The following is a 13,476-nucleotide window of genomic DNA, read 5'->3' on the forward strand; positions in this document are numbered from 1 at the left end:
GGGATCACCGGCAGTTGGGAGCCACGCGTGGGCGTGTTCAGGCGGTACCGGGACCGGCGGGCCGCCGCGGCGCGGCGATCCACCGAGGACGCCGACCTCGACTCCCTGCTCGAACTGGTGGCCGAGAGCCTGGGCTACGTTCCCGCGTTCCGGGACGACGGCGCCACGCTCGCGCTGTCCGGCCCCCGGCAGGTCACCGTGCGGCTTTCAGGCCTGCGCCGCGAGGCCGGGCGGCGCTCCCGCGAGGACTGGCCGATGCTGGTCTCCGGGCACCTGGCACGCACGGTGGCCCGGCCGCACGACCTGCCCGACGTGTGCGACCACGACCAGATCAAGGGGCTGCTGCGCACGGCCGTGGTGCCCGCCGACGGGATGGCCGATGATCCCTCCCGGCTGATCGGCCGGCATCTCGGCCCCGACCTCATCGAGGTCCTCACCGTGTCGGGCCGTCCGGTGCGGCCCGAGGAGGCGTTCTGCTGGCCGGTCTCCCCGGCCCAGGCGCTGGAGGAGGCCACGGGCAACGTGCTCGCCGACGAACGGCTGACCGCCGAGCGCCTGGACCTGGACGGCATCACCGCCTACGCGCTGACCGGCTCGCCGGCCGGCGCGGCCGTCCACCTGCGCGCGATCGGGCGCTACCTGGTGGTCTCCCCGGACGGGCTGATCGTCGCGCTTCCCCGGCCCGGTGAGATGGTGGTCCACCCCATCGACGGCCTGTCGGTGATGCGGGCGATCGAGCGGCTGTGGCTGCTGGCCCGCCGTGAGCACGGCGCGGCCGACGACGGGCTCAGCCCGCACGTGTACTGGTGGCACGACGGCCGGCTCACCCGCATCCAGGCCGACCTGGTCGTGCAGAACGGCCAGCGCCGGCTGGTCGTCGCTCCGCCCCCCGACTTCGCCCAGTTGCTCGCCGCCCTGGCCCGCGGCCGCTAGAGCGGCCGGGCGCCCTGCTCAGGCCCGCTCGCCGTCCTGCTCCTGCTCGCGCTCGCCGCCGAGGATCTCGGTGTACCGGGGGGTGCAGCCGGGCCGGGTCAGGGTGTGCGCGGTGTGGATCAGCGGGACGTGGCTGAACGCCTGCGGGAAGTTGCCCACCAGCCGCTCGTAGCGCGGGTCGTACTCTTCGGCCAGCAGCCCCACGTCGTTGCGCAGCGACAGCAGTTTCTCGAACAGCTCGACGGCCTCCTTGCGCCTGCCCACCATCGCCCGGGCCTCGGCCAGCCAGAAGCTGCACGCCAGGAACGCCCCCTCACCGCCGGTCAGGCCGTCCACGGAGTTCTCCTGGGCGATCGGATAGCGCAGCACGAAGCCGTCGGCCATCAGCTCGCGCTCGATCGCGTCGATCGTGCCGGTGACCCGCGGGTCGTGCGGCGGCAGGAACCCGGTCTGCGGGATCAGCAGCAGCGAGGCGTCCAGCTCGGCGGACCCGTAGGACTGGGTGAAGGTGTTGCGCTCGGGGTCGTAGCCCTTCTCCAGGATCTCGGCGTGGATGCGCTCGCGCAGCGCCCGCCAGCGGTCGAGCGGCCCGTGCTGGCCGAACCGCTCCACCTGGCGGATCACCCGGTCGGTGGCGACCCAGGCCATCACCTTGGAGTGGACGAAGTGCCGGCGCGGCCCGCGGACCTCCCACAATCCCTCGTCCGGCTCGTCCCAGTGCGACTCCAGAAAGTCCATCAGCGACCGCTGGATCGCCCAGGTGCGCGAGATGGCCAGCAGCCCCGAGGCGCGGGCCAGGTAGAGGCAGTTCATCACCTCGCCGTACACGTCGAGCTGGAGCTGGTCGACGGCGGCGTTGCCCAGGCGCACCGGGCGCGACTCCTCGTAGCCCTCCAGCCAGGGCAGCTCCATCTCCGGCAGCCGGCGCTCGCCGGCCACGCCGTACATGATCTGCAGGTCCTGCGGGCGGCCGGCGATGGCGCGCAGCAGCCACTCGCGCCAGTCGCGGGCCTCCTCGACGTACCCGGCGCCGAGCAGCGCGTCCAGGGTCATGCTGGCGTCGCGCAGCCAGCAGTAGCGGTAGTCCCAGTTGCGGACGCCGCCGAGGTCCTCGGGCAGGGAGGTGGTGGGCGCGGCCACGATGCCGCCGGTGGGGGCGTAGGTCAGCGCCTTGAGCGTGATCAGCGAGCGGGTCACGGCGTCCCGCCAGCGGTCCTCGGTGTGGGTGGAGCTCTGTGCCACCCACTCGGTCCAGATGGCCTCGGTCTCGGCGAGCTCGGCCTCCGGGTCGATCTGGTGCGGCGCGGGGGAGTGGGAGGGATGCCAGGTGAACACGAACGCCAGCCGGTCGCCGGCCGACACGCGGAAGGTCGCCTTGTGGGCGTAGTCACCGCCCTGCAGCGGCACCGGGGAGTGCAGCCAGACGGAGTCGGGGCCGCCGATGGCCTGCAGCAGGCCGTCGGTGCGGCGCACCCAGGGCACGATGCGGCCGTAGTCGAACCGGATGCGGATGTGGGTGCCCATCTCGACGGTGCCGGCCACGCACTCGACGATGCGCACCAGGTCGGGGTTCGCCTGCCGGGGAGGCATGAAGTCGGTCACCCGGACCGTGCCGCTCTCGGTGTCCCACTCGGTCTCCAGGATCAGCGTGTTCTCCCGGTAGCGGCGCCGGCTGCTCAGCCGCGGCCCCGGCCCGGACGGGCCGATCCACCAGTGGCCGTTGCGCTCGTCGCCCAGCAGGGAGGCGAAACAGGCGGGGGAGTCGAAACGGGGCAGGCACAGCCAGTCGACGGAACCGTTCCGCCCGACCAGGGCGGCCGACTGCATGTCACCGATGAGCGCGTAGTCCTCGATCCGCATGCCGTCACGCTAGTACGCCGGAGCGGCGCCGACGCACTTCGCGACGGCCCGCGATCCGCGGTCCCCGAGCCGGTGATCCCACGGACGCGGGTCAGCCGCGGGGGCGCAGGCGCGGCATGAAGTACTGGGTGAGCGGGCCGATCAGCAGCGCGAAGACGATCGTGCCCACCCCGGCGGTGCCGCCGAGCAGCCATCCGGTGGCCAGTACGATCAGCTCGACCAGGGTGCGCGCCACGCGGATGGACAGCCCGAGCCGGTGCAGCCCGGTCATCAGCCCGTCCCGGGGGCCGGGGCCGAGACCGGCGCCGATGTACAGGCCGGTGGCGGCGGCGATCAGCACGACGGCCGACAGCAGATAGGCCCAGCGTACGAGCAGGTGTCCGGGCGTGGGCAGCAGCCAGATCGTCAGGTCGGCGAACAGCCCGAGGAACAGCACGTTGCTCAGCGTGCCGATGCCCGGGCGCTGCTTCAGCGGGATCCAGAAGACCATGACCGCGGCGCCGACCACGATGATCCAGGTGCCGATCGACCAGCCGAAGCGCACCGACAGGCCCTGGTGGAAGACGTCCCAGGGGTCGTTGCCCAGCCCGGACTCCACCTGGAGCGCGATGCCCGCCCCGTAGAGGAACAGGCCGGCGTACAGGCGCAGCAGACGGGCCGGGAACGGGCCCAGCGAGGGCACGGAGATCTCACTCATGGCCCACCAATTCACCAGGCCATTGCTTGCAGATAAAGGGCCAATCAGAGAAAGTGGCCTTATGGAGCGTTATGTCAGTGGGCCATGGCTGGCCCGATCGGTCGACCTGCCGCCGGACACGCGCCCGTACTACAAGGCACTGGCCGGTCGCGTGCGGGCGCTCATCCTGGACGGCCGGCTGGCCACCCGGGTGCGCATGCCGGCCGAGCGGCATCTGGCCGCGGCGCTCGGCGTGAGCCGCACCACGGTGACCGCCGCCTACGACCGGCTGCGCGAGCAGGGGTACCTCGACAGCCGCCAGGGCTCGGGGAGCTGGACGGCCCTGCCAGGGCCGGGCGCTCTCGGCGTCGACAACCCCTGGGTGGCCGGCGCCGCCGACGACGGGCTGATCCCGTTCCACTGCGCCGCCCCGCCGGCGATCTCCTCGCTGCCCGGCGCGGTGGCCGCCGCCGCTGCGGACTACCCGCGCCACGGCCTCGGCGCCGGATACGACCCGGTGGGCCTGCCGGCGCTGCGCGAGGCGATCGCCGCCCGCTACAGCGCGCGAGGGCTGGCCACCCGCCCGGACCAGATCCTCGTCACCTCCGGGGCCCAGCATGGCATCCACCTGGTCATGACGCTGCTGGCCGGGCCGGGCGACCGGGTGCTGGTCGAGTCGCCGACCTACCACCACGTGCTGGACGCCATCCGGCTGGCCGGCGCCCATCTGGTGCCGGTCGGCTTCCCCGGTGACACCTGGGACGTCGGCCTGATGGCCTCGGCGATGCGCCAGTCGGCCACCCGCCTGGCCTATGTCGTTCCCGACTTCCACAACCCGATGGGCCTGCTGATGGGCGAGGGGGACCGGGCCGCGCTGGTCGAGGCCGCCCGCCGGTACGGCACGACCCTGGTGACCGACGAGTGCTGGGCCGAGCTGGCCATCGACGAGCCGTCGCAGGTCCGCCCGCTTGCCGCGTTCGACACCGACGGCCGGGTGATCAGCATCGGGTCGTCCGCCAAGCTGTGGTGGGGCGGGCTGCGCATCGGCTGGATCCGCGCCACCAGCGCGCTGGTGCGGCGCCTGGCCGTGCTGCGCGCCGGCATCGACATCGCCACGCCGATCTTCGAGCAACTGGTGGTCACCCACCTGTTCGAGGGCATCGAGGAGGCCAGGGCCGAGCGCGCCCGCGGTCTCGGCGCCTCGCGCGACGTCCTGGTCGCGGCGCTGCGCGCCGAACTGCCCGGGTGGCGGTTCACCGAGCCGCGCGGCGGCGGATCGCTGTGGGTGCGGCTGGACGCGCCGGTGGCCACCCCGCTCGCCGATGCGGCGGCCGGGCTCGGGGTCCGGCTCGCGCCCGGCCCGTGGTTCGGCGTGGACGGCACGCTGGAGCGCTATCTTCGCCTGCCCTACACCATGCCGCCGCAGGCCCTGGCCGAGGCGGTGCCGCGCCTTTCCGCCGCCGCGCGGGCCGTGGCCGACCCCGGCTCGGTGCCCGCCTTCCCGCCGCCCGCCACGCCGCCGCTCACCCCCGCCCTGTGACCGGGCGGCCCGGCGGGCTCAGGCCGTGATCTCGCCCATCAGCACCCGCAGCCGGCGGGCGAAGGCCAGCAGGACGGCCGCGGCGGCCAGCGCGATGGCGGCGAGCGTCGCGAAGTAGGCCGGCTGGGACATGTACGCCAGCAGGCGCGCCGTCTGGCCGCCGACGGCGTCCCCGACCGCGAACGACAGGAACCAGACGCCGAGCATCTGGCTGCGGAACGCCAGCGGGGCCAGCTCCACGGTCACCGACAGCCCGACCGGGCTGAGGGAAAGCTCGCCGAAGACCTGGATGAGGTACACCAGGAACAGCCACCAGACCGAGATGCGGCCGGCTTCGGCGAGCTGGGCGGCGAAGGCCATCGCCACGAAGCTCACGCCGATCATGAACAGGCCGAAGGCGAACTTCTGCGACGCCCCCACCCGGGAGCCGAGCCGCACCCACAGGGCGGCGAAGACCGGCACGAAGACCATGATGAGCAGCGGGTTGAACGACTGGGTGGTCGCGGCGGTGATGGAGTGCCCGAACATCCGCAGGTCGGTGCGCTCGGCCGCGAAGTCGTTGAGCACGGTGGGGGCCAGGTCGTAGATCATCCAGAAGATCGCGGCGGCGACGAACAGCCAGATGTAGGCCTTCATCTTCGTCCGCTCGACCGGGGTCAGGTTGTGGCTCCCGAGCAGGATGTAGGCGAAGTAGCCGATCGGCACCAGGATCGTCGCGACGGTGAGGACCACCGTGAACCGGTCGATCGTGAAGGTGCCGCTCCAGGCCCACAGGGCCAGCGCCACCGCCGCGCCGCCCAGCCCGCCCGCCGCCACCCGCCCGAAGCGCCGCCGCTCGGCGGGGGTGAGGCGGTGCCCGGGTGTCTCGCCCGCGCCCCGCAGGTGGCGTCCCCCGGCGACGTACTGCGCCAGGCCGATGGCCATGCCGACCGCGGCGGCGCCGAAGCCGAGGTGCCAGCGGCCGTCCGCCGCCAGGTTGCTCACCACGTACGGGGCGGCGAACGCGCCGAGGTTGATCCCGAGGTAGAAGATCGAGAAGCCCGCGTCGCGGCGGGCGTTGTCCCCCTCGGCGTACAGGCCGCCGACCATGGTGGAGATGTTCGGCTTGAGCAGGCCGGTGCCGGCCACGATGAGCCCGAGTCCGAGCCATACGAACACCTGCCCGCCGGCCGGGATCGCCATGCTGATGTGGCCGAGCATGATGACGACGCCGCCGGTCAGCACGGCGCGCCGGGCGCCGAGCACCCGGTCGGCGAGCCAGCCGCCCGGCAGGGCCAGCAGGTAGATCAGCGCGCCGTACACCCCGACCACGGCCGTCGCGGTCGGCTTGGGCAGCCCGAGGCCGCCGTCGGCGAGGGTGGCGGCGAGGAAGAAGAAGAGGATGGCCCGCAGCCCGTAGAAGCTGAAGCGCTCCCACATCTCGGTGAGGAAGAGGGTGACGATGCCGCGCGGGTGCCCGAAGACCCTGCGTTCTTCTGTCTGCGTGCCGACCTGTTGCGCCATGCGTCCCCCCGTCACCGTGTCCCCGTCGGATGCGTGCTTCGTGAAGTCAACGCGACGTGTGCCGGATTTATTGCTTAATGTCCGATTTATTGCTCTGGTGGCCGGGGGATGGCCGCATTCCGAGCGTAATGGCGAGACCCTTTGCCGCAGGCCCGAAGCGGACGCGTGTCTTTCACCTCACTCCGAGGGGTTGTCTGCTGTTGAGTACCTGTGGTGCGATGCAAGCCACTTCGGGTAAGTGAGCACTTTGGAGGCACAATGGGCGACCCCCGGGCCCTTGCCGAACGCGCGGAGATCGAGCAGGAGATCGCCGGTCACACGATTTGTGAACAGCTCAGACGGACGGCGGACCGTTTTCCGGACGCACCCGCCTACTCGGACCGGTCCGGCGACGGCTGGACCACGCTGACCTACGCGCAGGCCCGCCGGCGGGTGCTCGCCATCGCCTCCGGCTTCGCCGCGCTCGGCCTCGGCCGCGGTGAGGCGGTCGCGCTGATGATGGTCAACCGCACCGAGCACGTGCTCGCCGACCTCGGTGCCGTCCACGCCGGCGGGCTCGCGTGCTCGATCTACGCGACCTTCGCCTCCGAGCAGATCGCCTTCGCCGCCCGGGACGTCGGAGCCAAGATCGCGGTGCTCGGGGGTGCCGCCGAGCTCGCGCGCTGGCTGCCGATCCTCGGCGAGCTGCCCGGCCTGCGCAAGGTCATCGTCCTTTCGCCCCTTGCCGGGGACGAGCGGTACGCGGGGCTCGGCGACCTGCTCATGAGCTGGGATGAGTTCCTCGCGCTCGGCGAGCGGGAACTGGCCGCCGACCCCGGCGCCGCCGAGGCCCGCGCCGCGGCGGTCGGCGCGGACGACGTGCTGACCGTCCTGTACACCTCGGGCACCACCGGCAACCCCAAGGGCGTGCCGCTGACCCACGCCAACATCTGCTTCGAGGTCACGACCAGCGTGCGGCTGACCGGCCTGCCCGACCACGGCTCGCAGATCTCCTACCTGACCTACGCCCACATCGCCGAGCGCGTGCTCAGCATGTACATCCCGCTGTTCAAGGTCTACCACGTCCACTTCTGCCCTGACCTGGCCGAACTCGGCACCGTGCTCGGCCAGGTCAAGCCGCTGTTCTTCTTCGGCGTGCCACGCGTCTGGGAGAAGATGATGGCCAGGCTGCAGGCGCTGCTCGCCACCCAGCCCGAAGAGCAGCAGGAGAAGGTCCGCGCGGCCATGGCCGCGGGCCTGGCCCACGTCGAGGCCTGCCAGAGCGGCGGCACGCCGAGCGCGGAGGTGGCCGCCGCTTACGAGCAGGCCGACGCCGCGCTGCTGTCGATCATCCGCGCGATGATCGGTTTCGAGAACGCGTTGTGGCTGGCCTCCGCGGCGGCCCCGATGCCGCCGGAGGTGCAGCGCTTCTTCGCCGGGCTCGGCATGCGCGTGGTCGACGTCTATGGGATGACCGAGACCAGCGGCGCGTTCACCGGCAACAGCACCGAGGACTACAAGCTCGGCACGGTCGGCCGGCGGCTGCCCGGGGTGGAGGTGCGCATCGCCGAGGACGGCGAGATCCTCACCCGCAGCCCGGCCAACACCGCCGGCTACCTGGGCCGGCCGGAGGCCACCGCCGACCTGATCGACGGCGACGGCTGGCTGCACACCGGCGACGTCGGCTCCATCGACGAGGACGGCTACGTGCGCATCGTCGACCGGAAGAAGGAGCTGATCATCACGGCCGGCGGCGAGAACATCTCACCGGCCAACACCGAGGGGCTGCTGAAGGAACACCCGCTCATCGGGCAGGCGCTCACCTACGGCGACCGCAGGCCGTACTGCGTGGCGATCCTCACCCTGGACGGCGAGGTCGCCCCGGCGTGGGCCACGGCACGCGGCATCACGTTCTCCTCGCTCGCCGACCTGGCCGGGCACCCCGACGTGCTCAAGGAGGTGGAGGCGGCCGTCGCGGCGGCCAACGACCGGCTCGCGCGCGTGCAGCAGGTGAAGCGGTGGCGGCTGCTGCCGGTCGAGTGGACCGCCGAGAGCGCCGAACTCACTCCGAGCCTCAAGCTCAAGCGCCGCGTCGTCCACGCCAGGTACGCCGACATCATCGAGGAGATGTACCAGAGCTGAGCCCGGCCAGCGTCGCGCCGGAAATCGGCCGATATCCGGCGCGACGCCGCTAAATATTCTGACATGCATCTCGAAAGCGGACATAGAGGAACATAGCTCTATATAACAATATTGTTTCGTATAGCTTGCATCGTGCAACTTTTGTCGGCCTCGTGGAGTCTACGACGTAGGCACACCCTCTCTGGGATGCCTTTCTCTACGGGGAGAGGAAGTTCCGCATGATGAAACGCATCGCCACCGCTCTGGTGGCGGCCGCCATGGGCGCTTCCGCGCTCAGCGTGGCGGCACCGGCGATGGCGGATGAGACGCCCGGTTCCACGGTGAGCATCGAGTCCTTCCAGGTGACCCCCGATCCGGTGGTCATCAAGGGACGCGATCGCGTCTCGGTGACGGCCACGGTCACGACCGTGGGCGCCGAGAGCGTGGAGTTCGACTTCGACCCCACAGGGCAGGGCGGTCAGCCCGACTGCAACCCCTGCCCTGGGGCCGCGAAGGCGTCCGGTAGCGGCACGGGCTGGAAGAGGTGGGACAAGACCATCGTCCTGGACCGGAACGATCCGGCCGGGAAGTGGCTCGTCCGCGTCGTGGCGACCGGTGAGAACGGCGCCGTCGCCAAGGCGACCTCGTCCTTCTTCGTCAAGGTCGTGCAGGCTCGCCCGCACCAGGGACCGCGTGCCACGCGGATCACCGGGTTCGACGCGAGCCCCGAGCCGGTCAAGAAGGGCCGCAAGCTCTCGCTCTCGGGCAAGCTGCAGACGGCCCGGTGCTACGACGGCTGGTGGTGGGACGGTGACGCCTACGTCGTGGGCGGCGACCGTTGCCGCGACGACCACCGCTGGCACAACTGGCGCTGGCTCGGCTGGCAGAAGATCAACGTGTACTTCCACCGGGCCCACGGTGGCAAGTGGGAGTACGTCGACACGATCGAGACCAACCCGGACGGGAGCTTCTACACGAAGATCCCGGCCTACTGGTCCGGTACATGGAAGGTCGTCTTCGAGGGCTCGCGCGGCCTGTACGGGTCGTCGGCGACCGACTATGTGAAGGTCGTCCGCTAGTCCTCGGCGAATCTGCCGTGCGATGACGCCCGGCGCCCGGACTCCCCGGGCGCCGGGCGTTCCTCGTTCACCGCGACTCCCGCCGCCTCACAGACCGGTCTCCCGCGCGAGCTCCAGAGCGGTGAGGTCCAGGGCGCTCAGCGTGAGGATGTTGGCGATCTGCTCCAGCGGCATGCCCGCGTCGCCGAGCTGGGTGATGGTGACCGCCGTACGCAGGAAGATGCGGCCGATCACGACCTCGTCCACGTCCGGCATGTCCTTGCGGAAGAAGTCGGCGAGCTGCTGGCCCACCTCCCGGTCGGCGTGGACGCGCGGGTCGTTCAGCTCGGGGCTGGCCAATATGTCCTGCAGATCCCTGCGTTCGTCGTCCGTGAGCTTGCTCAAGAGGTCGCCTCCCCGCGGCCATGTCGTTATTGGGAGACTATGCGCTCACGCCTTCCTGGAGAACGCCCGGGGGGCGACAAAGATCGGCCGGTACGAAGAGGTGGCGGCAGGGCTCGGCCGGGGCCGGCGGGTGGGGGAGCGCCGCGGCTCCCCGCACCGCCGGGCCGATCAGGCCGAGACCGCCTCGACCAGCTTGCGGCGCTGCTGCGTGCCGAGGCCGCCGATGCGCCTGCGGTCGTCGACGCCGGCCCGCTCCATGAGCGCCGCCGCCTTGGTCGGGCCGATGCCCGAGAGCGCGCGCAGCGCCTGGGACACCTTGATCTTCTTGGCCGTTTCGTCGTCGCGATCGAACAATTCGGCCAGGCTGATGTCGCCGCTCTTGAGCTTCGCGAGCAGCGCCGCCCGCGCCTGCCGGGCCTCGGTCGCCTTGACGAGAGCGGCCTGCCGCTGTTCGGGGGTGAGAACGGGAAGGGTCATGAGGATTCTTTCTCCTTGGGGGATCGATCCGTGTGGCCGTTCCGGCCGAGGTTCGGTCGGCGTGGTGCTACCCCCGTGGACGGCGCTAATCATGGCTTGCGCAGGTTTTCGCCGCTTTCCGGCCGCCTGCGTCCTCCTCGGCGTCTCGGAGCACCCACAAAATTGGGTCTTCAAAGTTTCGACGGTTGACCTGACTCTCAGTGCAGGCGTGTGACAACCCCCCCAAAGCACGCCCTTCAAGGAGGAATCAGGTGAGACGTCGTCTGCTCGCAGGGTTGGCGATCCTGGCCCTGCTGTGCACCAGCGGGATCACCGGGGCCGGGGCCTCGGCCGAGCCGTCCCCCGCCTACCAGTACCGGGTCGACGGACCCGCCACGGCCGTCCAGCGGACCGAGATCGCGGCCACCGGCGCCGCCATCGACGAGGTGCTGAACACCTCGGTCGTGATCACCGCCTCGGAGGCGGAGGTCTCCGCCGTCAAGGCCCTCGGCTACCAGGTCACCCGCATCCCCCGCCCCCTGTCGCCCGTCCTGCCCACGCCGCAGGACTTCCCCTCGGCCGACTCCGGCTACCACAACTACGCCGAGATGACCGCCGAGATCAACCGGGTGGTGGCCGCGTACCCGTCCATCGCCAGGAAGTACAGCTACGGCACCTCCTACGGAGGCCGCGACCTGGTCGCCATCAAGATCAGTGACAATGTCGCGACCGACGAGAGCGAGCCGGAGGTGCTGTTCACCGCCCACCAGCACGCCCGCGAGCACCTCACCGTCGAGATGGCGCTCTACCTGCTCAACCTGTTCACCGGAAGCTACGCCTCCGACAGCCGGGTCGCCGGCCTGGTGAACTCGCGGGAGATCTGGATCCTGCCCGACCTCAACCCCGACGGCGGCGAGTACGACATCGCCACCGGCTCCTACCGCTCCTGGCGCAAGAACCGCCAGCCCAACTCGGGGTCCCCCTCCGTGGGCACCGACCTCAACCGCAACTGGGCCTACCGGTGGGGATGCTGCGGAGGCTCCTCCGGGTCGGCGTCCAGCGAGACCTACCGCGGCGCGTCGGCCGAGTCGGCCCCCGAGGTGCGGGCGCTGGCCAACTGGGTGCGCGGCCGGGTGGTCGGCGGCGTGCAGCAGATCAAGAGCAACATCGACTTCCACACCTACAGCGAGCTGATCCTGTGGCCCTACGGCTACACCTACAGCGACACCGACACGGGCCTGACCGCCGATGACCAGAGCGCCTTCGCCACGCTCGGCCGCAACATGGCGGGCACCAACGGGTACACCGCCCAGCAGTCCAGCGACCTGTACATCACCGACGGGACCATCAACGACTGGCTGTGGGCCAACTACAAGATCTTCAGCTACACCTTCGAGATGTACCCCCGGGGCGGCTCGCCCGGCTTCTACCCGCCGGACGAGCAGATCGTGACCCAGACGACCCGCAACAAGGAGGCCGTGCTGCGCTTCCTGGAGTACTCCGACTGCGTCTACCGGATCATCGGCAAGCAGGCACAGTACTGCTGACCCGTGATCGCCGGTAGCACCGCGACCCCTTCGTGACCACCGGGCCGGCCGCCCCGCTGCGCGCGCGGCCGGCCCGGTGCCCGTACTGCCGTCAAGCCTCGCCTTGGTGGCGCTTTGAGGCGGCTTTTCACCCGGCCGGTGCAGCGGTGATGGCGCCGGGCGCGGCGAGGCGCGAAGATCTCCAGAGAGGGATCAAGCGGCCGTCACCCTCCGCACGGGGACGGATCGTGGATATGGCGAAAAAGGGAGTTCACCAATGCGACAGCGCCGGTTGGGCGGCCAAGGGCTCAGCGTCTCCGCCGAGGGTCTCGGCTGCATGGGGATGAGCACGGTCTACGGCCCCGCGGACCAGAAGGAGGCGACCGCCACCATCCACCGCGCGCTCGACCTCGGCATCACCTTCCTCGACACCGCCGACATGTACGGGGCGGGAGGCAACGAGAGCCTGGTCGGCCGCGCCATCGCCGGCCGCCGCGACGAGGTCGTGCTCGCCACCAAGTTCGGCAACGAGGTGGTGGACGGGCGCGTGACCGGCAGGATCAACGGACGCCCCGACTACCTGCGCCGGGCGCTGGAGGACTCCCTGCGCCGCCTCGGCGTCGACCACGTCGACCTGTACTACCAGCACCGCGTGGACCCCGGCGTCCCGGTCGAGGAGACCTTCGGCGCGCTGTCGAAGCTGGTCGCCGAGGGCAAGGTCCGCCACCTCGGCATCTCCGAAGCCGCCCCCGAGACCATCCGGCGTGCCCACGCCGTCCACCCGCTGACCGCGCTGCAGACCGAGTACTCGCTGTTCACCCGGGATGTCGAGAGCAACGGCGTGCTGGCCACCACCCGCGAGCTCGGCATCGGATTCGTCGCCTACAGCCCGCTCGGCCGCGGCTTCCTCACCGGCACGATCCGCAGCGCCGATGAACTGGCCGAGGGCGACCGCAGGAACGAGCACCCGCGCTTCCAGGGGGACAACTTCGCCAGGAACCTCGCCGTGGCCGACCGCGTCCGGGTGCTGGCCGACGCCAAGGGCGTCACCTCCTCCCAGCTCGCGCTGGCCTGGGTGCTGGCGCGCGGCGAGGACGTCGTCGCGATCCCGGGCACCAAGCGCCGCGCCTACCTGGAGGCCAACGCCGCGGCCGCCGAGATCACCCTCACCCCGGACGACCTGGCCGCCATCGACGCGGTCGCGCCCCCCGGAGTGGCCTCCGGCGACCGCTACCCCGCCGACGCCATGCGCGCCGTCCACCGCTGATCTCCTTTGCTCCGTGTCGCTCGCCGGGCGACGAGGCCGGCAGCCGGTCCGGCAGGAGTCGGCGTGGGCTCACGCCCGGCCCCGCTGGGCGCGGTCAGGCCCCTCACGGCCGGCGGTCAGGACGCGGACGGAGCCGGAGGTGTCGGTGCGCG

The 13,476-nt window shown here is 71.2% G+C and carries 11 protein-coding genes; 6 read left to right on the forward strand and 5 right to left on the reverse strand.

Translation table 11 applies throughout. The features are described 5' to 3' along the window. Nucleotides 1–27: 27 nt before the first annotated feature. Nucleotides 28–933, forward strand: coding sequence for a hypothetical protein (locus IEY93_RS14490; RefSeq protein ID WP_229691128.1), 906 nt, complete (start codon nucleotides 28–30; stop codon nucleotides 931–933). 18 nt (nucleotides 934–951) lie between these two features. Here the strand turns inward: IEY93_RS14490 and IEY93_RS14495 are convergent, their stop codons facing one another. Both IEY93_RS14495 and yczE read right to left on the reverse strand, forming a co-directional pair. Then, entirely contained in the window at nucleotides 952–2,793 is a 1,842-nt protein-coding gene (locus IEY93_RS14495) for a glycoside hydrolase family 15 protein (protein WP_189163563.1), read from the reverse strand. A gap of 91 nt (nucleotides 2,794–2,884) precedes the next feature. After that, on the reverse strand, nucleotides 2,885–3,490 hold the full coding sequence (yczE, locus tag IEY93_RS14500; protein ID WP_189163564.1) for a membrane protein YczE: 606 nt from the start codon (nucleotides 3,488–3,490) through the stop codon (nucleotides 2,885–2,887). 61 nt (nucleotides 3,491–3,551) lie between these two features. Between yczE and yczR the strand changes: the two genes are divergently transcribed. Then, on the forward strand, nucleotides 3,552–5,009 hold the full coding sequence (yczR, locus tag IEY93_RS14505; protein ID WP_189163565.1) for a MocR-like transcription factor YczR: 1,458 nt from the start codon (nucleotides 3,552–3,554) through the stop codon (nucleotides 5,007–5,009). Between the two features lie 18 nt (nucleotides 5,010–5,027). Here the strand turns inward: yczR and IEY93_RS14510 are convergent, their stop codons facing one another. Further along, nucleotides 5,028–6,512 (reverse strand): peptide MFS transporter, encoded by a 1,485-nt coding sequence (locus tag IEY93_RS14510; protein WP_189163566.1) that lies wholly within the window; start codon nucleotides 6,510–6,512, stop codon nucleotides 5,028–5,030. A gap of 258 nt (nucleotides 6,513–6,770) precedes the next feature. Here IEY93_RS14510 and IEY93_RS14515 point away from each other — a divergent pair, with 258 nt between their 5' ends. Together IEY93_RS14515 and IEY93_RS14520 are read left to right on the forward strand one after the other, a co-directional pair. Further along, entirely contained in the window at nucleotides 6,771–8,633 is a 1,863-nt protein-coding gene (locus IEY93_RS14515; protein ID WP_189163567.1) for an AMP-dependent synthetase/ligase, read from the forward strand. Nucleotides 8,634–8,851: 218 nt separating this feature from the next. Next, nucleotides 8,852–9,691 (forward strand): hypothetical protein, encoded by an 840-nt coding sequence (locus IEY93_RS14520; protein ID WP_189163568.1) that lies wholly within the window; start codon nucleotides 8,852–8,854, stop codon nucleotides 9,689–9,691. Between the two features lie 87 nt (nucleotides 9,692–9,778). Here the strand turns inward: IEY93_RS14520 and IEY93_RS14525 are convergent, their stop codons facing one another. Together IEY93_RS14525 and mihF are read right to left on the reverse strand one after the other, a co-directional pair. Further along, nucleotides 9,779–10,075, reverse strand: coding sequence for a hypothetical protein (locus IEY93_RS14525; protein WP_189163569.1), 297 nt, complete (start codon nucleotides 10,073–10,075; stop codon nucleotides 9,779–9,781). Nucleotides 10,076–10,243: 168 nt separating this feature from the next. After that, nucleotides 10,244–10,552, reverse strand: a complete 309-nt coding sequence (mihF, locus tag IEY93_RS14530) for an integration host factor, actinobacterial type (RefSeq protein WP_189163570.1) — start codon at nucleotides 10,550–10,552, stop codon at nucleotides 10,244–10,246. A 251-nt stretch (nucleotides 10,553–10,803) separates the two neighbouring features. On the opposite strand from mihF, the gene IEY93_RS14535 reads away from it, so the two are divergent. After that, nucleotides 10,804–12,078, forward strand: coding sequence for a M14 family metallopeptidase (locus IEY93_RS14535; RefSeq protein WP_189163571.1), 1,275 nt, complete (start codon nucleotides 10,804–10,806; stop codon nucleotides 12,076–12,078). Between the two features lie 256 nt (nucleotides 12,079–12,334). Further along, nucleotides 12,335–13,324: an aldo/keto reductase gene (locus IEY93_RS14540; RefSeq protein WP_189163572.1), complete on the forward strand. Its 990-nt coding sequence runs from the start codon at nucleotides 12,335–12,337 to the stop codon at nucleotides 13,322–13,324. Nucleotides 13,325–13,476 lie beyond the last annotated feature (152 nt).

This window comes from Sphaerisporangium melleum (assembly GCF_014646695.1).
Classification (GTDB): Bacteria; Actinomycetota; Actinomycetes; order Streptosporangiales; family Streptosporangiaceae; genus Sphaerisporangium; species Sphaerisporangium melleum.

Excerpts from the sequence above, each read along its gene's own strand:
- IEY93_RS14510 (WP_189163566.1), bottom strand. The coding sequence starts at position 6,512 with ATGGCGCAACAGGTCGGCACGCAGACAGAAGAACGCAGGGTCTTCGGG.
- IEY93_RS14495 (WP_189163563.1), bottom strand. The coding sequence starts at position 2,793 with ATGCGGATCGAGGACTACGCGCTCATCGGTGACATGCAGTCGGCCGCC.
- IEY93_RS14520 (WP_189163568.1), top strand. The coding sequence starts at position 8,852 with ATGATGAAACGCATCGCCACCGCTCTGGTGGCGGCCGCCATGGGCGCT.
- yczE (WP_189163564.1), bottom strand. The coding sequence starts at position 3,490 with ATGAGTGAGATCTCCGTGCCCTCGCTGGGCCCGTTCCCGGCCCGTCTG.
- yczR (WP_189163565.1), top strand. The coding sequence starts at position 3,552 with ATGGAGCGTTATGTCAGTGGGCCATGGCTGGCCCGATCGGTCGACCTG.
- IEY93_RS14540 (WP_189163572.1), top strand. The coding sequence starts at position 12,335 with ATGCGACAGCGCCGGTTGGGCGGCCAAGGGCTCAGCGTCTCCGCCGAG.
- mihF (WP_189163570.1), bottom strand. The coding sequence starts at position 10,552 with ATGACCCTTCCCGTTCTCACCCCCGAACAGCGGCAGGCCGCTCTCGTC.
- IEY93_RS14515 (WP_189163567.1), top strand. The coding sequence starts at position 6,771 with ATGGGCGACCCCCGGGCCCTTGCCGAACGCGCGGAGATCGAGCAGGAG.